Annotated in this window: 17 protein-coding genes; 9 read left to right on the top strand and 8 right to left on the bottom strand. The window is 69.9% G+C overall.

Annotated features, from left to right (window positions below):
• Nucleotides 1–24: 24 nt before the first annotated feature.
• From OG407_RS17630 to OG407_RS17615, 4 genes are read right to left on the bottom strand one after another with little or no spacing between them, the layout of a single operon-like run.
• Nucleotides 25–1,212 carry an MAB_1171c family putative transporter gene (locus OG407_RS17630; protein WP_405859137.1) on the bottom strand — a complete coding sequence of 396 codons (1,188 nt, stop codon included), beginning with the start codon at nt 1,210–1,212 and terminating at the stop codon, nt 25–27.
• Entirely contained in the window at nt 1,209–2,408 is a 1,200-nt protein-coding gene (locus tag OG407_RS17625) for an MAB_1171c family putative transporter (protein WP_405859135.1), read from the bottom strand. The genes OG407_RS17630 and OG407_RS17625 overlap by 4 nt, the downstream gene beginning before the upstream one ends.
• Complete coding sequence (locus tag OG407_RS17620) at nt 2,405–2,941, bottom strand: toxin (protein WP_403601386.1); 537 nt, start codon at nt 2,939–2,941, stop codon at nt 2,405–2,407. The genes OG407_RS17625 and OG407_RS17620 overlap by 4 nt, the downstream gene beginning before the upstream one ends.
• Nucleotides 2,942–2,979: 38 nt before the next feature.
• Nucleotides 2,980–4,320 (bottom strand): DUF6545 domain-containing protein, encoded by a 1,341-nt coding sequence (locus tag OG407_RS17615; RefSeq protein WP_405859132.1) that lies wholly within the window; start codon nt 4,318–4,320, stop codon nt 2,980–2,982.
• 259 nt (nt 4,321–4,579) lie between these two features.
• On the opposite strand from OG407_RS17615, the gene OG407_RS17610 reads away from it, so the two are divergent.
• The 5 genes from OG407_RS17610 (at nt 4,580) to OG407_RS17590 (ending at nt 10,309) form a co-directional block, all read left to right on the top strand.
• Nucleotides 4,580–5,929 carry an extracellular solute-binding protein gene (locus tag OG407_RS17610; RefSeq protein WP_405859130.1) on the top strand — a complete coding sequence of 450 codons (1,350 nt, stop codon included), beginning with the start codon at nt 4,580–4,582 and terminating at the stop codon, nt 5,927–5,929.
• Nucleotides 5,926–6,864 carry a carbohydrate ABC transporter permease gene (locus OG407_RS17605; protein ID WP_405859128.1) on the top strand — a complete coding sequence of 313 codons (939 nt, stop codon included), beginning with the start codon at nt 5,926–5,928 and terminating at the stop codon, nt 6,862–6,864. Before OG407_RS17610 ends, OG407_RS17605 begins: the two co-directional genes overlap by 4 nt.
• The gene (locus tag OG407_RS17600; RefSeq protein WP_405859126.1) at nt 6,861–7,733 is read left to right on the top strand and encodes a carbohydrate ABC transporter permease; all 873 of its coding nucleotides are present in this window, start codon (nt 6,861–6,863) and stop codon (nt 7,731–7,733) included. The genes OG407_RS17605 and OG407_RS17600 overlap by 4 nt, the downstream gene beginning before the upstream one ends.
• Nucleotides 7,734–7,762: 29 nt before the next feature.
• Nucleotides 7,763–8,701 (top strand): arabinan endo-1,5-alpha-L-arabinosidase, encoded by a 939-nt coding sequence (locus tag OG407_RS17595; protein WP_405868458.1) that lies wholly within the window; start codon nt 7,763–7,765, stop codon nt 8,699–8,701.
• Between the two features lie 93 nt (nt 8,702–8,794).
• Nucleotides 8,795–10,309, top strand: coding sequence for an alpha-N-arabinofuranosidase (locus tag OG407_RS17590; protein ID WP_405859124.1), 1,515 nt, complete (start codon nt 8,795–8,797; stop codon nt 10,307–10,309).
• A gap of 5 nt (nt 10,310–10,314) precedes the next feature.
• Here the strand turns inward: OG407_RS17590 and OG407_RS17585 are convergent, their stop codons facing one another.
• The gene (locus OG407_RS17585; protein WP_405859122.1) at nt 10,315–13,290 is read right to left on the bottom strand and encodes a glycoside hydrolase family 35 protein; all 2,976 of its coding nucleotides are present in this window, start codon (nt 13,288–13,290) and stop codon (nt 10,315–10,317) included.
• A 118-nt stretch (nt 13,291–13,408) separates the two neighbouring features.
• Between OG407_RS17585 and OG407_RS17580 the strand changes: the two genes are divergently transcribed.
• Together OG407_RS17580 and OG407_RS17575 are read left to right on the top strand one after the other, a co-directional pair.
• Nucleotides 13,409–13,882: an Rrf2 family transcriptional regulator gene (locus tag OG407_RS17580; RefSeq protein ID WP_327404321.1), complete on the top strand. Its 474-nt coding sequence runs from the start codon at nt 13,409–13,411 to the stop codon at nt 13,880–13,882.
• Nucleotides 13,883–13,917: 35 nt separating this feature from the next.
• Nucleotides 13,918–14,487 (top strand): TlpA family protein disulfide reductase, encoded by a 570-nt coding sequence (locus tag OG407_RS17575; protein ID WP_405859120.1) that lies wholly within the window; start codon nt 13,918–13,920, stop codon nt 14,485–14,487.
• A gap of 182 nt (nt 14,488–14,669) precedes the next feature.
• Here the strand turns inward: OG407_RS17575 and OG407_RS17570 are convergent, their stop codons facing one another.
• The gene (locus OG407_RS17570) at nt 14,670–15,527 is read right to left on the bottom strand and encodes an intradiol ring-cleavage dioxygenase (RefSeq protein ID WP_405859118.1); all 858 of its coding nucleotides are present in this window, start codon (nt 15,525–15,527) and stop codon (nt 14,670–14,672) included.
• A 268-nt stretch (nt 15,528–15,795) separates the two neighbouring features.
• Between OG407_RS17570 and OG407_RS17565 the strand changes: the two genes are divergently transcribed.
• Nucleotides 15,796–16,449 (top strand): DUF4360 domain-containing protein, encoded by a 654-nt coding sequence (locus tag OG407_RS17565; protein ID WP_405859116.1) that lies wholly within the window; start codon nt 15,796–15,798, stop codon nt 16,447–16,449.
• Between the two features lie 89 nt (nt 16,450–16,538).
• Here the strand turns inward: OG407_RS17565 and OG407_RS17560 are convergent, their stop codons facing one another.
• Nucleotides 16,539–17,312 (bottom strand): intradiol ring-cleavage dioxygenase, encoded by a 774-nt coding sequence (locus tag OG407_RS17560; RefSeq protein ID WP_405859114.1) that lies wholly within the window; start codon nt 17,310–17,312, stop codon nt 16,539–16,541.
• A 239-nt stretch (nt 17,313–17,551) separates the two neighbouring features.
• On the opposite strand from OG407_RS17560, the gene OG407_RS17555 reads away from it, so the two are divergent.
• Nucleotides 17,552–18,091, top strand: coding sequence for a hypothetical protein (locus tag OG407_RS17555; protein WP_405859112.1), 540 nt, complete (start codon nt 17,552–17,554; stop codon nt 18,089–18,091).
• 44 nt (nt 18,092–18,135) lie between these two features.
• On the opposite strand, the gene OG407_RS17550 is transcribed toward OG407_RS17555, so the two are convergent.
• Nucleotides 18,136–19,140 (bottom strand): catalase, encoded by a 1,005-nt coding sequence (locus OG407_RS17550; protein WP_405859110.1) that lies wholly within the window; start codon nt 19,138–19,140, stop codon nt 18,136–18,138.
• Between the last annotated feature and the right edge of the window lie 179 nt (nt 19,141–19,319).

Here is a 19,319-nt window from a genome sequence, read left to right as displayed (position 1 = left end):
CCGCGCCCCTAAAGGCAAAAGACCTCAGTCGCCTGAACTCTCCAGGGCCTCCAGCGCTTTGCTTACCGCCGGGGTTGCCGTCAGCCGTGATCGTGCCAGGGCCCTTGCCAGCTCGACCAGACCCCCCGTGTCGGAGACCTCTGTGGCGTAAAGGCGGTACGTGCTCGGGGTGTTGAAGGGTTGTTCCTGGGCGGCGGCTCGGCGGGCGGCGTCGGCGACCATGGCCGCTTCGGCGGTCACGCGGGCCTCGTGGGGGGAGTGGCCCTCGTGGAGGGCGGCGTGGCGGGTGCGTTCGCGGAGGTGGTCGTCGAAGTAGGGGGTGAGGGCCAACAGGCCGTCGTGGATGGAGACTTCGCGCCAGTGCAGGCGCATGCGGGGGAGTTGGCGCAGGGCGCTGGGCGGCTTCGGGGCGATGGACGCGAAGCGGACCTCCGACCACAACGGGCCCAGTCCGCGCAGGTCGTTGAGGTCGCGCCAGTGGGCTCGGGCCATGGGCAGGAGCCTCGGGAGGGCGAAGCCCGCCGAGCAGGTCAGGGCGGCCAGTGAGGCCATCGGCGGGGCGACGCCGGTGGACAGGAAGTCCAGGTCGTGACCGGACCAACGGGCCACCAGCGCCGTGTACTTGACGAGCTGGAAGCCCACCACGTCCAGCAGGGTGCCGAGGAGGATCAGCTGCAGGCCGGTCCTGAGCAGGCCGGTCACCTCGCGGGCCCAGGTGACGCACACCGTGCACAGCGCCAGGGTGGCCGCGCTGTGCCCGAGCAGGTAGAGCACGATCATCTCGCGCATGTACGGCGTCCCGGCGTAGTACGTGTCGAGGTCGGTGAGCCGCTCGGTGTTCGGGTCGGCCAGCGTGAACAGCACGACGATGGCCACGATCAGCGCGCCGTAGGCGGCCATGCTGCGCAGGACCATGCGGCGGATCCGGGCGGGGGAACCGCCCCGCCAGTGGATCAGCAGGACGAGCAGGGAGCAGCTGTACGCGGAGAGCATGCCGTAGGTCAGCGGGGCACCGAAGTTGGGGATGCCGGTGAGGCGGTTGACCGTGCCCAGGGTCAGCGGTGCCGAGCAGACCAGGGCCAGCGAGCCGAGGACGATCGCCGCGCAGGTGGACAGGGTCAGCGGGTCGCGCGGGATCCGCCAGGGGCGGCGCAGCAGCACGGTGCAGGACAGCCCGAAGACACCGGCGGCGAGATACACCATGAGGCTCATGCCCGGGTGCTCCCTTCCGTCGTGCCGGTGCGGACCCGGGCGACGAGCGGGGACCGGGTCAGCGCGTCCGCGATGGGCACGAGGAGGGCGGTGCCGGGGGCCCGGTCGGGGAGCCCGCCCGGTTCGTCGGCCGGTGCGGGGCGCGGGTCGCTGTCGCGTTCCGCCACGTCACGTTGCCGCTCCTCGGCCACGGCCGCCGTCACGACCGCCGCCCACGCCGTCGCCTCGGCCTGCTCCGGGTCGCCGGTGGTCCCTGCCGCGGCCTCCAACGTCCGTTCGTACAGGGCCCGGTCGAAGAACGCGTCCAGGTGGCCGAGCGCGTTGTGGATGCTCGTCTGCCGCCACACCAGCCGGGTCGCGGGGGAGGACCAGCGCGGCCGGGGCAGCCGTAGCGCGCGGCGGGTGAGGAGTTCGGCCAGCTCGTGCTCCAGCGGTTCGAGACAGGCGTACGTCCGCCGGGCCTGCCGCCACTGGGTCAGCCGGGGGCCGGTCAGCGGGATCAGGACGCCTACGACGGTCAGCACCGCGCCCAGCCCGGCGGCGACCGGCGAGACGGTCGTACCGAGCCGCGTCCAGTCCTGGCCGCACCAACGGGCGATCACCGCCGCGAACTTGGTGAGGCTGTACCCGGCGCCGCACAGCGAGCCGACGCCCAGCGTGATCAGGCCCGCGCGGAGCCAGCCGTGCACCTGCCGCGCCCAGCGCAGCGCCGACACCGCGGTGACACTGACGGCGGCGAGGTGGCCGGCCAGGTAGAGCACGATCATCTCGGCGATGAACGGGGTGGTCGCGTAGTAGGTGTCCAGATCGGTGCGCCGCTCCACGGGGGTGCGGCCCAGCGCGAACGTCACGGCGATGCCGATGAGGATGAAGGTGTACGCCACGATCCAGCGGCGGGCGGTGCGGTGGACGTGCGGTCCGCCCCGCCAGTAGACGATCAGGACCTGCGAGGAGGCGCCGTACGCGGTGACCGACGCGTAGGTCAGCGGCGCGGCGAGGTTCGGGATGCCGCTGAGGTGGTTGATCGCGCCGACGGTGGGCGGCGCCCCGAGGAGGAAGCAGGCCCCGGCCAGGCCGAGGAACACGCAGATGACCCGGAGATAGGGGTCGTGCCAGTGGCGTATCAGGTCCGGCGCCTTCACCAGCACGCCCAGCCACAGCAGGCCGCAGCTGAGGTAGTCGATCAGACTGCTCATTTTCTGGTCCCGCGGTAGTTGAGGGCGGCGCCGATCCGCCCGGCGACACCCTGCGTGCCGTCGTCGGCCGCGGCGGGGTCGTGCGTGGGGTTCGCCGTGGCCGCCGCCTGGAGCCAGGGCCGCAGCCGGCCGCTCATCAACATGCCGAACCTGTCCGCCTCTTGTTCGTCGGCGAGGCTGAAGTCGGTACGGGCGGCGACGGGCCGGGGGCTGCCGTCGGCGGTCGGCGTGGGGGTGGGCTGCGCGGTCCGCTGGTGCATGTGCCACACCTCGTGGCAGAAGATCACGATCTGGTGCCAGGCGGCGGCCCGCTTGTCGATGACGATGACGTCGTAGGTGTCGCCCTCCAGCCACAGCCCGCTGGCGGTGTGCGGCGGGAACACCTCGCGGCGGACGACGATCTCACGCCCCCGCCAGCGCGTGACGGAGTCGACCAGCGCGTCGAACAGGGCCTCGGGATCGGCCGGGACCGGGACGCGCATGGGATCGATGAGGGCACCGGCGAACCGGCGCATCTCCTTCTTCGTGCGCACCGCTGCAATATGCCAGGACATACGCCGACTCAGCCACCTCACCGTCGCCGCGGCAGCAGGAAGCGAGGCGCTTCCGCGGGATGGACGGGGGGAATACGGCGCACCGGGTCCGCCGAACTTGCCGCCGGCGGACCGGAGTTGGCCTGAGCCGCGCAATTGGCCTGAACGGCACCCACCGTCTCCGTCGCGCCGGCCCCCGTTCCCTCGCTCCGCGCCGCCGCCCGCACCGCGTCGATCGCGTCGCGGTGGCGCAGGGCACAGGAGACGGGCCCGATCTCCTGGAGGAGGTCGGCGGTGTCGGGATGTCCGGTGCTGTCGTCGCGGCGGCCGGAGTCGATGGCGTCCAGGATCGCCACCGCCGCCGCGAGGGCCTTCGCACGGCGCGGGGTGCAGCCGAGGCGGAGGGCGGCGCGGTGGGCGCGGGTGCGGAGGTCCTCGTCGAGGTGGCGGGCGAGGGGCAGGAGGACGTCGCGGATGTACGTCTCCCGCCTGATCAGGCGCAGTTCGGGCGCCGCGCACAGCAGGAAGGGGACGCCGTCGCCGTCGACGGAGCGCATCAGGACGTACAGCGGCCGGAGTCGGTGGTGGGCGAGGCGTACGCGCAGGCGGCCGTGCAGGAACTGGCCGGTGTGCGGCAGGATGAAACCGACGGCGATCAGCACGGCGGAGAGGCAGGCCGCGCACGGAGCGACGTCCGTGCTGAGCGCGTCGAGGTCGTGCCCGGTCCAACGGGCCGTCACCGCCGTGAGTTTGGCGAGATCGAAGACGAGGCTCAGCGCGTAACCGGCGCCCAGGAACGTCAGTCCCCAGCGCAGCCAGCCGTGCAGGGCGTCCGCGCGGACCCAGTTCCAGATGAGCCGCACGGTGATCAGCGCGGCCACGGTGTGCGCGAGCAGGTAGAGCAGGATCTCCTCGCGCATGAAGGGCGTGTTCGCGTAGTACGTGTCCAGGTCCCGCACCCGCTCCACCGGCACGTCGGCGAGGGCGAACAGCACCCACAGCGCCACGATCACGCCCGAGTAGAGGGAGATGATCCACCGTCTGGCGCGCCGGGTCGTGTTCGAACGCTCGGACAGCCCGAAGCGCCAGGCGACGATGAGCAGCAACCCCGCTCCGCTGAACGCGGTGAGCAGCGAATACGCCCACGGCGCCGCGAAGTTGGGCACACCGGTGACCCGGTTGATCCAGCCGATGACCGACGGCGTCACGGACACGAACAGCGCGCAGGCGAACAGCAGCAGCCCGCCGACCGCCCGCAGCAGCGGGTCCCGCCACATCCGGACGATGGCCGGCAGCTTCAGCGCGAGGGCGGCACCGAGGACCACCGTGGGGACCCACACGAAGGACGTGTACAGCTCACCGAGGAAGGTCGTCACCACGTCGTACGCTCCCCCTTCCCGCCGTCCGCTGCACAAGCCGGTCCGAGGTTACGCGCCCACAACTGCCAACGTCATGTCGTCCGGTGGCCGTTGTGGGACCGGGAACGACCGCTGTGTCCGGAAATCGCCCCCGCGAATGAACTGTGCACTGTGTCGAACCCATTGACGCGCAAGCGCTTCGATTTTACGGTCCCGTTCGAAGTTGCGAGCAGCATTCGGCATGTCGAACACGACGGGATCTCTACAGTAAGGGCAGGCAATGGGACGACCTGACCTGAATCGCAGGCATCTACTGGCCACGGCGGGCGGCCTCGCGGTCGCGGGCAGCCTCGCCTTCGCCGCTCTCGGCACCGGCGCCGACGCGCTCGCCTCCGGCGCGGACACCCGGGTGCGCTACTGGAACCTCTTCAGCGGCGGCGACGGCGCCAACATGATCGCGATGCTGGACGCCTTCCGCGCGGAACACCCCGGCATCGACGTCAAGGACTCCACCCTCCAGTGGGGCAACCCCTTCTACACCAAGCTCGCCATGGCCGCCGCGGGCAACCACGCACCGGAGCTGGGCGTCATGCACATGGGCCGCGTCGCGGGCTTCTCGCCGGGCCGGCTCCTCGACCCGTGGGACGAGGACCTCCTCGCCAAGTACGGCGTGCGGAAGGCCGATTACAACCCCGCGCTGTGGAACCGCGGTGTCATCGACGGCACGTTGTACGCCCTGCCTCTCGACATCCACGTACAGCTCTGCTTCTACCGCAAGGACGTCCTGAAGAAGGCGGACCTGCTCGGCGACGACGGCCGGATGATCCAAGTCACCTCCACCGACGAGTGGTTCGGCGTCCTGAAGAAGGCCAGGGCGGTCCAGAAGAAGGGCCTGCAGACCATCGGCCTGTGGACCAACGACCAGAACTTCCAGTGGTGGTTCTTCGTCGCCTTCTACACCCAGCTCGGCGGCAGATGGTTCGACGACGGCGACACCCAGGTCCTCTTCGACAGCGACAAGGCGACCCAGGTCCTGGAGTTCTTCCGCAAGCATGTCACCGACGGATACGTCATCCCGGGTGCGCCGACCGGCGAGCAGTTCATCAACGGCGCTCCCTTCACCTGGGAGGGCGACTGGTCGGTGCCGGTCTTCTCCGGGGCGAAGCTGGACTACGGCGCGACCCCGCTGCCGCCCGTCTTCGGCAAGCAGGCGACGCACGCCGAGTCGCACTCCTTCGTCCTGCCGCACCAGTCGGGCCGCGGCGGCGCCACCAACGAGGCCGCGCACGAACTGGCCGCGTACGTCGTCACCCACGCCCTGCAGTGGGCGGCCGGCGGCCACATCCCCGCGTACACGCCGACGCTCTCCACGGCCGCCTACCAGAAGCTCACCCCGCAGAACGAGTACGTCTCCGCGATGAACCACCAGGCCACCGAGCCGAAGGTGTGGTTCGCGGGCTCCACCGGCGTCCTCGCCCAGGACCTCGGCCCCCTCGTCGTCTCCTCGACGATGGGCTCCGCCAAACCGGCCGCCGTGGCCCGGACCATGAAGAACCACCTCACCAAGCTCCTCGCCTCGAAGAACCCGATGGACGGCAGGACCGCAGCGCAAGGAGGTGCAGCCGCATGACCACCAGTGCCCAGACCGTCATCGCACCGGCGCGGGCGAGGACCGCCACCGCCACCGCGACCGTCCGCCGCGACCAGGGCTTCCAGCACGGGGGTTGGTTCGTCGCCCCGTTCCTGGCGCTCTTCACCCTGTTCGTCGTCTGGCCGCTGCTGCGCGGCGTCTACCTCAGCCTCACGGACGCCAACATCTCGGGCGACGGCGCGAACTTCATCGGCCTCGACAACTACCGCGAGGCCCTGCACGACCGGGCGATGTGGGACGCGCTCGGCCACAGCGCGTACTTCACCCTGCTCGTCGTGCCCTGCATCACGGTCCTCGCCTTCCTGCTGGCGATGCTCGCGCACCACATCGAGCGCGGGAAGTGGCTGTGGCGGCTGTGCTTCTTCGCACCGTTCCTGCTGCCGTCGACGGTCGCGGGCAACATGTGGCAGTGGCTGTTCACCCAGGGGATCGGCCTGTTCAACGAGACCTTCGGACTCACCACACCCTGGCTGACCGACAAGTCCTACGCGATGCTCGCCATCGTCATCGAGACCCTCTGGTGGACGGTCGGCTTCAGCTTCCTCCTCTACCTCGCCGCGCTCCAGGGCATCCCCGACCACCTCTACGAGGCCGCCAGGCTCGACGGCGCGAACGCCTGGCACCGCACGGTCCACATCACCCTGCCGATGCTGCGCCACATCACCGGCCTGGTGATCGCGCTCCAGGCCCTCGCCTCGCTCCAGCTCTTCGACCAGGCCGTCGTGATGATGGACTTCGGCCCCGGACCCGAGCTGAGCACCCGCTCCTTCGTCCAGTACACCCTCGAACAGGGCTTCACCAGCTACCGCGTCGGCTACGCCTCCGCGATGTCCGTCATCTTCTTCGTGATCATCGCGGCCGTGGCCCTCGCCCGGATGGCACTGCTCCGCACCCGTGAGGAGGGCACCCGATGAGCACCACCCAGCCACGGCTCAAGTCCCTGCGGACCAAGCCCCGCAGGCCCTGGACACCCAGCCAGATCGTCCTCACCCTCCTCGGCGCCGCCGTCTCCGCGCTCTTCGTGGCGCCGATCGCCGCCGCCCTGTTCACCTCGCTCAAGTCCGAGGCCGAGGCGGCCGAGATCCCGCCGCACTGGCTGCCCCAGGTCTGGACGGGCCAGGCCTGGAAGGCCCTCTGGAAGACCGGCAACATCACGGACTGGTTCGTCAACTCCCTCGTCGTGTCGATCCTCGTGACGGCCATCGTGGTCACCGTCGCCGCACTCGCCGGATACGGCTTCGCCCGCACCGAGTTCAAGGGCAAGTCAGTCCTGATGGGCGCCGTGATGGCGGGCCTGATGATCTCCCCGGCCGTCCTCGGCGTCCCCCTCTTCACCACCGTCCAGCAGATGGGGATGGTCGACACCTACTGGGGCATGATCCTGCCCCAGTGCGCGCCCGCCGCGATGGTCTACATCCTCTACAAGTTCTTCCAGGGGATCCCCCGCGAACTGGAGGAGGCCGCCTTCATCGACGGCGCGGGCCGCTGGCGGATCTTCTTCACCATCGTCGTCCCGCTCTCCCGCCCCTCCCTCGCGGCGGTCGGCATCTTCACCTTCATCGCCTCCTGGAACAACTTCCTGTGGCCGTACATGGTGACCAACAACCCCGACCTGATGACCATGCCGAACGGCATCGCGACCGTCATGAACTCCTACGGCATCCAGTGGGCCCAGCTCATGGCCGGCGGCCTCATGGCTGGACTGCCGCTGATCATCGTCTTCGTCTTCTTCCAGCGCCAGATCGTCGCGGGCGTGGCCCACACCGGATTGGCGGGACAGTGACCATACGAAGAGGTCTTGCCGCGGCGGCGATGGCGGCGGCTCTGGTACTGCTGCCCACCACGTCCCAGGCGGCGGAGAGTTACCCCGACCCACAGCCCGTCACCGGCCAGCAGATCATCCACGACCCCACGGTGATCCGCCTCAAGTCCGGCTCCTACGTCGCCTATTCGACCGGCGGCGTCATCGGCGCCCGCACCTCCAAGGACCGCGTCCAGTGGGACGACGCGGGCAACGCCTTCGCCGCGCCCCCGAGTTGGTGGTACGACTACAACTCGACCGGCGACCCCTGGGCCCCCGACCTCTCCTACCGGGACGGCCGCTACTGGCTCTACTACGCCGTCTCCTCCTGGGGCACCAACCACTCCGCGATCGGCGTGGCAACGTCCCCCACCGGCCTCCCCGGCACCTGGACCGACCAGGGCAAGGCATTCACCTCGGAGACGACGGACGCCTGGAACGCCATAGACCCTGCGCTGATTAGCGCGGACGGCAAACTCTGGATGGCGTTCGGTTCGTACTGGACGGGCATCCGCCTGGTCGAGCTGAACCCCGTCACGGGCAAGGCGATCCCCGGCGCGACTGTCGCCCACCTGGCCACCCGCCCGGACGCGCCCTACGCGGTCGAGGGCGCGTACGTGCTGAAGCACGGCAGCTACTACTACCTCTTCGCGTCGTACGACGCGTGCTGCGCCGGCGTGAACTCCACGTACAAGATCCGGGTGGGCAGGGCGAGTTCGGTCACGGGCCCCTACGCGGACAGCACCGGCAAGCCAATGCTGGCGGGCGGCGGAGACCTACTGCTGGCCACCCACGGCCGCTACATAGGCCCGGGCGGAGAATCCGTCTTCCAAGACAAAGGTAAGGATGTCTTGGCATACCACTACTACGACGGAGAGGATTCAGGCACCCCGAAGCTGGGGCTCAACACCCTGAGCTGGACGACTAACGGCTGGCCCCAGTTGTCTTAGGGGCGCGGGGCTGTGTCAATTTGCGGCTCCGCCGCGTGGGCGCGACCAGCCACAACGAACCGGCAGACAAAACTCAACCCCCGGAAGGAAGCAATGCGCACCGCCCGCTTCACCCTCGACCCCGCCTTCACCATCGGCGAAGTCAACCCCCGCCTCTTCGGCTCCTTCGTGGAACACCTCGGCCGCTGCGTCTACACCGGCATCTTCGAACCGGACCACCCCACCGCGGACGACGCCGGCCTCCGCCAGGACGTCCTGGACCTGGTCCGTGAACTGGGCGTGACCACCATCCGCTACCCCGGCGGCAACTTCGTCTCCGGCTACAAGTGGGAGGACTCGGTAGGCCCCGCAGGGGATCGCCCCCGCCGCCTCGACCTCGCCTGGCGCTCGACGGAGTCCAACCGCTTCGGCCTGTCCGAATACATCGCGTTCCTGAAGAAGCTCGGCCCCCAGGCGGAGCCGATGATGGCGATCAACCTCGGCACCCGGGGCGTGGCCGAGGCCCTGGAACTCCAGGAGTACGCCAACCACCCCGCCGGCACGACCCTCTCCGACCAGCGCATCACCCACGGCGACAAGACCCCCTTCGGCATCCGGCTCTGGTGTCTGGGCAACGAGATGGACGGCCCCTGGCAGACGGGCCACAAGACCGCCGAGGAGTACGGCAGGATCGCCGCCGAGACGGCCCGCGCGATGCGCCAGATCGACGCCGGTGTCGAACTCGTCGCCTGCGGCTCCTCCTCCCAGGCCATGCCGACCTTCGCCGAGTGGGAGTCGACGGTCCTCCAGGAGACGTACGACCTGGTCGACTACATCTCGCTGCACGCCTACTACCAGCCGACCGACGGCGACCTCGACTCCTTCATCGCCTCGGCCGTCGACATGGAGTCGTTCATCGAGAACGTGGTCGCGACCGCCGACCACGTGGGCGCCCGCCTCAAGTCGAAGAAGAAGATCAACCTCTCCTTCGACGAGTGGAACGTCTGGTACACGTCGGACTGGGAGGAGCAGACGAAGAACGCGGATCCCGCCGAGTGGCCGGAGGCGCCGCGCCTCCTGGAGGACAACTACAGCGTCATGGACGCGGTGGTCTTCGGCTCGCTCATGATCGCCCTGCTCCGGCACGCCGACCGCGTCACCGTCGCCTGCCTCGCCCAGCTCGTCAACGTCATCGCGCCGATCATGACCGAACCGGGCGGCCCGGCCTGGCGGCAGACGACGTTCTTCCCCTTCGCGCAGGCCTCGCGGTACGGCCGCGGCCAGGTCCTCGACGTCCGCGTCGACTCCCCGAAGCACGGGACGCGGAAGTACGGCGAGGCCGACCTGCTGCACGCCACCGCCGTGCGCGGCGAGGACGGCTCGGTCACGGTGTTCGCCGTCAACCGCAGCCGCACCGAGTCGCTCCCGCTCCAAGTCGGCCTGAAGGGCCTCGACTTGACGTCGGTCGTCGAGCACAGCGCCCTCGCGGACGCCGACCCGGACGCCCGCAACACCCTGGCCGACCCGGAGCGGGTGGCCCCGCACGCGGTCGAGGGCACCACCCTCCAGGACGGCACCCTGACCGCCGTACTGGAGCCGCTGTCCTGGAACATGATCCGACTCGGCTGAGGTGGCTACCGGCCGGGGGAGGCCACCGGCGAAACCGGTACTCCTCCGGCCGCACTCCCCAACAGCGTCAGCCGTACGTCCTTCGGGCCCGCCGGTGTGGTGCCGTCGGACAGGACGGCCAGGGCGAGGGTGTTGGTGCCCCGGGTGCGGAGGATCCCGTTCGGCAGCGCGAAGGTGTGCTGCGGGCCCACGTCGTTGATGTACTGGCCCATGTTCCAGCCGTTGAGGAAGATCTGGACGCGGTAGGCGCGCGTCGGGTCGTCGTCGAGGACGAGGCCGATCGAGGCGTCGATGCCGGTGTCCACGGCGAGCTTGAAGCTGGTCCGGTACCAGGCCACGCCCTGCCGCTTGTCGGCGCGGGGGAGTGTCACGGCCTCCCAGCCGGCGTCCGCGTACCCCGGCAGGTGCCAGCCCTCCCGCTCGCCGTACAGCCCGCCGTTGTTCTGCGGCCCGCGCACGGGATCGGGTGAGGCCTCGCCCTGGAGGCGCCAACTCACCTTCGGCGAGGCGCCCTTGAAGGTCGCCGCCGTCAGACCCCGGGCCACCTTGTGGGTGTCGAGGGCCTTGCCGTTCTGGTCGTGCTGCATCCGCCGCACCAGCACGGACAGGACATGCGAGCCGCCTGTGCGTACCTTCTCCGGGACCGGCAGAGTCGCCTTCGCCGTCCAACTCCCCTGCCGCACACTGCTGTTCGTCGGCACCGGCATCCGGTGCGTGCCGAGCGGTTCGCCGTCGAGCCACGCCATCAACAACCCCTGCGTGCCGGTGCTGTAGGCGAGGGTCACCGACTCAAGGTCGTCGGCCGTGCCGGTCGTGAACCGGCCCCGGTACCAGACGTCCCCGTAGTGGAAGCCGTAGTCGTCCGCGAAGAGCAGCGGCTGCCCGGAGGGGACGGCCGTCGTGCTGAACGTCGAAGTCCTGTCCGCCGCCGTCCACTTGGAGTCGTCGAAGGCGACCGCGGCCTCCTGGTTCTCCACCTTCCGGCGCCAGCCGTCGAGTGCCGGCAGCGGTACCGCGGGCACCCCGGGCAGCAGCGCGTCCGGGTTCGAGCGCAGGCTGCCCGCGTTGGTGACGGTCGAGGGCACGGCCTGACCGTTCCAGGTGACGTCGGCGATGCCGCGCGGCCCCCACACCTCCAGGCCGGTCTCGGCGATGGTGTCGCCGGTGAGGTGGGCGGTCGTCCCGCTGACGGTGGCATCGCGGAGCAGTGCCGGGCCGTAGACCAGCGCGGTGCCCGAACCGGTCTCGTACGGCCACAGGCGTACGGAGCCGGCCTCGTCGGCGAAGACCAGCAGGAGGGGGTTGTCGACGCCGCCGGCCTGGACGAGGACCCGGGTCAGGCCGCCGATGCCGAGCGGGACGGTGACGTGCAGGAGACCGCGGTCCCACACCCACGCGGCCTGCGCGTCGAGCCGGGTCACCACCGGCTCGTCCGGGCACTCGACCACGAGGTGGGCCATCTCGCCGCGCGTCCCGGCGAACACGGCGATGTCCTGCCGACCGGCGGTGAGGAACATCATCGGCGTGACCGTCGAGTACCTCAACTTGCGCCCGCCGAGGGCGAGTTGGGTGACGAGGAGGCGGGCGTCCTGGGCCGGGACGGTGACCTCGATGTCGTCGGTCGTGGTCGGCAGCGTCGAAGTGACCGCCTTCGTGCCGTCGTTGCGCAGGACGTAGACGTGCGCGCCGGTGTCGGCGTTGGTGAGGTGGTAGACCTTCAGGCCGTCCGCCTTGACGTCCGCCGCGCGGTCCAGCTTGGCGAAGTCGGGCACGGTCCGCAGCAGATGGCCGAGTTGGTGCATCGGCACGAGCTTCGCGGTCGCGTTGCGGCCCTCGTCGAAGGCGGCGCCGTAGTCGTACGAGGTGTAGACGACCGGCGCGGGCAGCCAGCCCCACGAGGTGCCGCCGAAGGTCATGTAGACGTTGTGCAGGGTGAGTCCGTTGGCGAGGTTGGTGAGATAGAAACGCCGTTCGTACGCCGCGTCACGCGTCCGGCGCGACTCGGCGTACCCCTTGCCGTCGAACCAGGACCCGCCCCACGGATCGAACCAGCCGCCACCGAACTCCGGCACGAAACCAGGGGTCTTGGGGCTGGCGGTGGCCCCGCCCTTGGCCCCGCCGATCCCGTAGTGGCCCCAGTCCGGCGGGAGTTGGGACGGCGAGGGATACCCGTCGAAGCCGTACAGCCAACCGCCCTTGTCCGCGCCGGTGTCGAAGGACCCCGGGGTCCAATAGCCGTTGCGTCCCTTGTCGTTGTGGAACAGGGGGACGTCGATGCCGTCGGCGCGCACCTTCTTGTACAGGTGGGACATGTAGGCGGTGCCGGACGGCTGGGTGGTCTGGGCGTCGTACTCGTTCTCGATCTGGTAGAGCAGGACCGTGCCCGTGCCCTGGGTGAACAGGTGCTTGGAGACGATGGAGTTGACGTGAGTCAGCCATTCGTCGACGTGCGAGAGATAGGTCGGGTCGGCGGTGCGGGCCGTGCCCTTCGTGGCGGTGAGCCAGCCGGGGAAGCCGCCCGCGTCGATCTCCGCGTTGATGTACGGGCCGGGGCGCAGGATGACGTAGAGGCCGGTCTCGGCGGCCATGCGCAGGAACAGGTCGAGGTCCCGGACGCCCGTGAAGTCGTAGCTGCCCTGGGCGGGGGAGTGGTAGTTCCAGGAGACGTAGATGCTGACCGCGTTGTAGCCGAAGGCGCGCATCTTCTGCAGGACGTCGCGCCACAGGGACGGGCTCGGGAGCCGGAAGGGGTGCATCTCGCCCGACCACAGGACCAGGCGCTTCCCGTCGACGATCAGGGAGTAGCGGTCGTACCCGATCGTGTGGGGCTGCCCGTCCGCGGCCGGTGGCGCGGGGGGCGGGCCGGTCGGCACGACATGCGCGGCGTACGCGTCCCCGCTGCCGCCGCTGCCACCCCCCAGCGCGAATCCGAGCGCGGCCGTTCCCGCGAGGGTGCTGAAGGTACGCCTGCTCAGCTCCACTGGAAGCTCCTCCCGGGTCCGGTCCGTCGGCGGCACGTGCGAAGCCATTTTCCGTGGTCGTCCCAGGAGGCCGTCGTGCGGGGCCATTCTCTACGCCAGAACGGACCACAATGGACGCATGAGGATCTCGGCACGGGCGGATTACGCGGTACGGGCGGTACTGGAGCTCGCCGTACGGGGTGACGACGGCCCTGTACCGGACGGTCCGGTGAAGGCCGAGACCATCGCCACCGCGCAGGACATCCCGCACAAATTCCTGGAGGGAATTCTCGGCGACCTCCGGCGCGCCGGGATCGTCGACAGCCGCCGCGGCGGGGGCGGCGGCTACCGGCTGGCCCGCGCGGCCGGCGCGATCACCGTGGCGGACGTCATACGCGCGGTGGACGGCCCGATCGTGTCCGTACGCGGCGAACGCCCCACCGGCCTCGCCTACACCGGCACCGCCGAACCTCTCCTCCCCCTCTGGATCGCCCTGCGCGCCAACGTCCGCAAGATCCTTGAGGGCGTCACCGTCGCGGACATCGCGGCGGACGCGCTGCCGGAGCCGGTACGCGCGCTGGCGGCGGAACCGGCGGCTTGGGAGAACCCCTGACCTCGTCGCCGCGGCGCGCTGAGGACAATGACGTGATGACGACGACGATGACAACTCGACGCGCGTACACGGCCGTTGCCACTGCCTGCATGATCCTCGCGGGCTGCTCCTCCCCGGCGCCGGTCAGCGATGCCGCCCCCGGCGATCCGCTCACCCGGATCTTCGAGGAGGGCCGGCGTCCGGCCGTGGCGGATCTGGCCGGGACCTCGTTGGACGGGGACGCGATCCGGCTGTCGGACTACCGGGGGAAGGTCGTCCTGATCAACGCCTGGGCGTCCTGGTGCGGGCCCTGCCGGGCGGAGGCGCCCGAGCTGAGGCTGATCCGGGAGACGTGGGGTGATCGGGGGCTGCGGGTGCTGGGGATCGACAACGACGGCAGTCGGTCCGCCGGGCTCGCGTTCCAGAAGGACCACCACCTGGGCTATCCGTCGCTGCACGATCCTTCGGGCAAGCAGGCCCTGCGGCTGCCGCGCGGCCTGGTGAACACGCAGGTGATGCCGTACACGATCGTCATCGACCCGGCGGGCAGGGTGGCGGCGACGCGGATGGGCGCGGTGACGCGCGACCAGCTCGCGAAGATCGTCGAGGCGTTGCTGCCGACGTAGCACTCCGGTGCACGTCGTGCTGTACGGGATGCGGGCTGCCGCCCTGGCGTACTCGGTCCGTGTCCATCGCCGGGAGAGGGCGCTGGAGACGCGGACCGAGTCCGAGTCCGCCGGAGGGCGGCAGCCGCGCGGGGTGCGATCGGCGATCCCCGATCAGTGCTTCCTGGTCATCCGCCTCCTGGTCAACTCGTGCTCACGCCCACGGTCAGGGTCGCCGTGTAGCCGTCGGACACGTCGGAGCCGAGCGCGGTCAGCGTGAGCAGACCGGACGCGGCGCCTCCGTCGTCGTAGATCGTGTCGTCGCCGAGGGATGTCTCGGCGGTGGTGTTGTCCGAGTACGGGGAGGTGGCCTGCACTTCCTCGTTGAGGTCGGCGTCGAAGAAGAGCTGGCCGGTGTGGACGAGCGTGCCGCCGGTGTACGTGCCGTCGGCGAGCGTCACGTCCGTGTGCACCCGCATGTGGACGTGGACGGCGCGCGAGACGTAGTGCCCCGGCCAGATGGAGACGATGCTTGCCGCGCCGTCGGAGTCGGTGAGCACGCCGCCGCGCAGGAACGTGCCGTCGTCGTCCTCGGTGTGGCCGTTCTTGCCGACGAACCCGGAGTACTCGCCGAGCGCGTCGCAGTGCCAGAGCTCCACGAGGGCGTCGGCGAGCGGCGCGCAGTCGTTGTCCTGGTCGACGACGGTGAAGGTGTACTGGACCTCGACGCCCTCCTTCTCCTCCCTGATGTCCTCGCGGATCAGGGCGCCGTCGAGCGAGTACGGCCCCTCGGTGACCTCGGCGGTGAGGGTGCAGACGCTGCTCGTGGCCGACGCGGACGCGTCGGTGGTCACGGTGGTCGTCGACGTCTCGGTGGAGGTCGACGCGTCGGTGGTGGTCGTGGATGTGTCGGCCGAGGCGAAGCCGGCGGCCGCGAGGCCGCCCGCCAGGGCGACGGTGCCGCCGCCGATCAGAACGCGGCGGCGCTGGACGGCCTTGTCCCGGCGGTGCCGGGCGGGCCGTTGGTCGAGTCGCTGGTCGTTCTCGTTGTTTCCCGTCATGGCAAGGAAGTTAGGGCCGTATCTGAAGGATTCCTTGATGTGCCGCTGTGAAGGACCTGGGGACGGAACGGCCAACGGCCGCTTATTTCAACAGAGTTCACACACTGTGGAGAGAATGTGAAAGACGCGTCTGTGAATGGCCTGAGTTCGCGCTGACCGCTCCCCGTGCGGCTCCCTACGATGCGAGCGCGCCGTCGGTCTTCACAGGAACTTCATTGGTTCTTCAAAGACTTGGGGCGCAGCCACCCCCCAACCCCAAGGAGAAACCATGCCTGGTGGGCTCCTCCTGAGCGGCGCCGTCGCCGCTCTTCTCACCACCGCGCTGCCCACGCAGCACTCGTCCTCGCCCGTGTTCGACAACCCGCCCCCGGACAAGATCGTCATCAACGTCGCCACGGTGAACGGCTCGGGCTGCCCGCAGGGCACGACGGCGGTCGCCGTCTCCGAGGACAACACCGCCTTCACGGTGACCTACAGCGCGTACCTCGCCCAGGTCGGCGGCAACTCCGACCCCACGGCGTTCCGCAAGAACTGCCAGCTCAACCTGGTCGTCCACGTCCCGCAGGGCTTCACGTACGCCATCGCGAGCGCCGACTACCGGGGCTTCGCCTCGCTCCAGCGCGGCGCGAGCGGTGCGCAGAAGGCCTCGTACTACTTCCAGGGCTCGTCGAACACCGCGAGCAAGAACCACCCGTTCAACGGTCCCTACGACGACAACTGGCAGGCGAACGACACCACGGACGTGGCCCAACTGGTCTGGGCACCCTGCGGAGTTCAGCGCAACTTCAACATCAACACGGAGCTGCGGGTCAGCGCCGGTACCTCGTCGTCCAGCGCGGTCAGCTTCATGACGATGGACTCGACGGACGGCGACATCAGCACGGTGTACCACATGGCGTGGGAGCACTGCCCGGGCACCTGACGCGCGGTGCTGTGAGATGACATGAGGAAGGGGTGGCCCGTGTCGCACCGCGGGCCACCCCTTCTCCGTGGGGGGAGTTCAGCGCCGCGTCAGCTCTGGCTGACGCCCAGCGTCAGGGTGCCCGTGTAGCCGGACGAGGTCGAACTGCCCAGCGCCGTAAGGGTCATGAGCCCGGACGCGGCACCTCCGTCGTCGTAGATCGAGTCCTGCGCGAGGGTGGTGCGGGTGACCGTGTTGGTCGAGTACGGGGAGATCTTGGCGACGGCCGTGGTGAGGGTCTCGTCGATGAAGAGCTGACCCGTGTGGAGTTCGCTGCCGCCGGTGAACGAGCCGTCCGAGGTGAGCGTGACGCCGGTGTGCACCTTCACGTGGATGTGCACGCAGCGCCCGCGGTACCAACCCGGGTAGATCGTTGTGATGTTGGCGAGCCCGGCGGAGTTGGTGAGGACACCGCCGCGCAGGAAGGTGCCGTCGTCCGGCTCGCTGTGGCCGTTGTTGCCGACGTAGCCGGAGTACTCGCCGAGCGCGTCGCAGTGCCAGATCTCCACGAGCGCGTTGGGGATGACCGCGCAGGTGCTGTCGTTCACGACGGTGAGCGCGAGTTTGAGCGGGATGCCGGCCTTGCCTTCGGTGACGTCGGCGCGGACCAGGGCACCGTCGAGGTAGTAGGGGCCTTCGGTCATCTCCTTGGTGAGGGTGCAGACTGCCGCCGCCGCAGCGGGAGTTGCGTCCGCCGCGGTGGTGGTCGTGGGGGAATGGGGAGCGGCGGCACCCACGGCCAGTACGGCGGCCGTGGTGCCGGTGGCGATCAGGACGGCACGGCGTCCGACCGGGGTGGGGGTGGCTCCGTTAATGTCTGTCATGGACACGGCACCTTAGAAGCGGAAGCTGTAGCCTGGCTGTGCGAACGGCAAAGTGACGGTCCGTCAAGTTTATTGCGAGACAGGTGTGTTGGGGTGGTTGCGGTCGGGGTCCCGGCGCCGGGCGCCGGCGAGGTGGGCGGCATGACGCAACTGGCCGCGGAACAGGACGAGTTGGCTCGGCCCGTCAGCGCGCGGTAATTCGGACAGGTGTTTCCCGTCCGGTGGGGGAGGATCACCAGGTGAAGCCCTTCGACCCCCGACGCGCGGAACCCGGCAGGTACCCGCGACTTGAGGCCGCCCTCGCCACGGTCAACCGTGACCTCGCGGCCACCCTGCCCGACCAGCCGCCACTCAGGCTGGTGGTCTGGGAGGAGCAGGTCTACGTCGCCGTGTCCGACGGCAGCTGGCACCACAACGGTCTCCAGGAACCGGACGCCGACGCCCCCGACGACCTCGCCCTCACCCTCGCCCTCGGCCTCGTCGCGGACGCGGCGCAGGAGACGGTGACCGAGCGGCTCTGGCAGGCGTGGCCGGTGTGTCCGTTCCACAAGATCGGCACGCATCTTCGCCCCGAGGGGACGGCGGTCGACTGGGAGGGGTGGAACGACGGCGGAAGCGGGCGTCTGGTGTGGTGGTGCCGGGGCGGTACGGCCGACGGCTGTCATGACCTCGCACCGGTGGGGGAACTCGGTGGTGCGCTGCCCGGAAAGGAGCGGCGGGCAAGTCGGCGTCGGGAGCGGAAGCGGGGTGGAGGGCGGGGGCGGGCTGGAGAAATGTGACACTCGGGTGGGTGAGTGTCACATTTCTGGGGGGAGGGTGGTGGTCAGGGAGCCAGCCGGCGTTCCGCAGAGACGGAGTACGCGTGGCGGCGGAAGGCCAGCATCTTGTCGTCGGAGGCTTCCACGCCCGGGGCGAGACGCGTCGGGTCGAAGACCTGCTGCTGCCAGTGGTCCTCGCGCGGTGAGCGGGCCGTCACGTGCAGATGGCCGGCCGGGATCAGCGGGCGGTGTTCCGGCCACGCCTGCGAGGGGTCGTGAGTCGGGTCGTTCGGCTCCGCGAGCTGGTACACCACGGTGAAGGTGACGGGCCCGGTTTCGAGGCGGGAGTCGAGGTCGCCGATGAGGAAGTCCGGGGCGAGTGTCTCGGCGTACGCGGGATCGATCTCGACCTCGCCCAGTTGGGGCACGAGACGGTAGCGGAAGGGGCGGCGCACGCCCGACTCGTCGACCAGGACGAAGGCGTGCAGCCCGTCGTAACGGGTGGTCGCGAAACTGGCGGGCGCCTGCTGCCCCGCGAACGACTTCAACGCGCCGCGGCTTTCCGGGTGTTGAGCGAGGACGGTGGCGAACTTCCCGGCCGCGGCGAGCTTCCCCTTGGCCCGGTCGGCGAAACCACCCTCCGTACCGGCCATGCCCAGCGCCTCGACGAGGTCGATGAACCCCTCGGGATTGTGACTGGGGAAGACGCGGAAGTTCGCGGCGACGAGATCCATGGCGGCCTTGGCGTCATCGCTACTGCCGTCGCCGTCAAGGAACTTGACCGCCATCCCGCGTACGCCCCGTGCCCGGTCGTCGGCGGCGAAGTTGCCGGACCCGTTCGAGAACCGGATGACCGCGTCGGACTCGGCGGTGAGACAGGCGGCCGTCGTCCACTTCGCGATCTGCCCGGTGGGCACGAACCGCGCGTCGTACACGGCCCCGCGTGCGTGCAGGCGGCGATCGTGCGGACGCGGGTGCGCGGCGGCCTCGATCCGGTCGACGGCCTGGGCCGCGGTCATTCCGCCCTCGGTGACCGAGGAGTCCTGGGGTTCCTGCGGTGACTGTGCCATGGCCGCATCATCGCACTCGCGGGCGTCTGGTCCGCGGCGGAGTTCCCGGCGGCGGGCGACCTTTGACTTTGGTGTTCCGAGGCGGTCACCCTGCGCGGCATCATGCCCGCGGCGGTCATGCCGGTCGCCGCGGACGTCGAGGGTGCGGCTGGACGGGGTTTCGGGCCCGGCTTCAGGTT

Origin of the sequence: Streptomyces sp. NBC_01515, from assembly GCF_045040345.1 — a bacterium.
In the GTDB taxonomy this organism is placed as follows: Bacteria; Actinomycetota; Actinomycetes; order Streptomycetales; family Streptomycetaceae; genus Streptomyces.
The sequence above is the reverse complement of the archived record's forward strand: the minus strand, read 5'-3'. Positions and strand labels throughout refer to the sequence as shown.

Coding starts and splice junctions, on each gene's coding strand:
- OG407_RS17630 (WP_405859137.1), bottom strand. CDS start 1,212: ATGAGCCTCATGGTGTATCTCGCCGCCGGTGTCTTCGGGCTGTCCTGC.
- OG407_RS17625 (WP_405859135.1), bottom strand. CDS start 2,408: ATGAGCAGTCTGATCGACTACCTCAGCTGCGGCCTGCTGTGGCTGGGC.
- OG407_RS17610 (WP_405859130.1), top strand. CDS start 4,580: ATGGGACGACCTGACCTGAATCGCAGGCATCTACTGGCCACGGCGGGC.
- OG407_RS17605 (WP_405859128.1), top strand. CDS start 5,926: ATGACCACCAGTGCCCAGACCGTCATCGCACCGGCGCGGGCGAGGACC.
- OG407_RS17600 (WP_405859126.1), top strand. CDS start 6,861: ATGAGCACCACCCAGCCACGGCTCAAGTCCCTGCGGACCAAGCCCCGC.
- OG407_RS17595 (WP_405868458.1), top strand. CDS start 7,763: ATGGCGGCGGCTCTGGTACTGCTGCCCACCACGTCCCAGGCGGCGGAG.
- OG407_RS17590 (WP_405859124.1), top strand. CDS start 8,795: ATGCGCACCGCCCGCTTCACCCTCGACCCCGCCTTCACCATCGGCGAA.
- OG407_RS17580 (WP_327404321.1), top strand. CDS start 13,409: ATGAGGATCTCGGCACGGGCGGATTACGCGGTACGGGCGGTACTGGAG.
- OG407_RS17575 (WP_405859120.1), top strand. CDS start 13,918: ATGACGACGACGATGACAACTCGACGCGCGTACACGGCCGTTGCCACT.
- OG407_RS17570 (WP_405859118.1), bottom strand. CDS start 15,527: ATGACGGGAAACAACGAGAACGACCAGCGACTCGACCAACGGCCCGCC.
- OG407_RS17565 (WP_405859116.1), top strand. CDS start 15,796: ATGCCTGGTGGGCTCCTCCTGAGCGGCGCCGTCGCCGCTCTTCTCACC.
- OG407_RS17560 (WP_405859114.1), bottom strand. CDS start 17,312: ATGACAGACATTAACGGAGCCACCCCCACCCCGGTCGGACGCCGTGCC.
- OG407_RS17550 (WP_405859110.1), bottom strand. CDS start 19,140: ATGGCACAGTCACCGCAGGAACCCCAGGACTCCTCGGTCACCGAGGGC.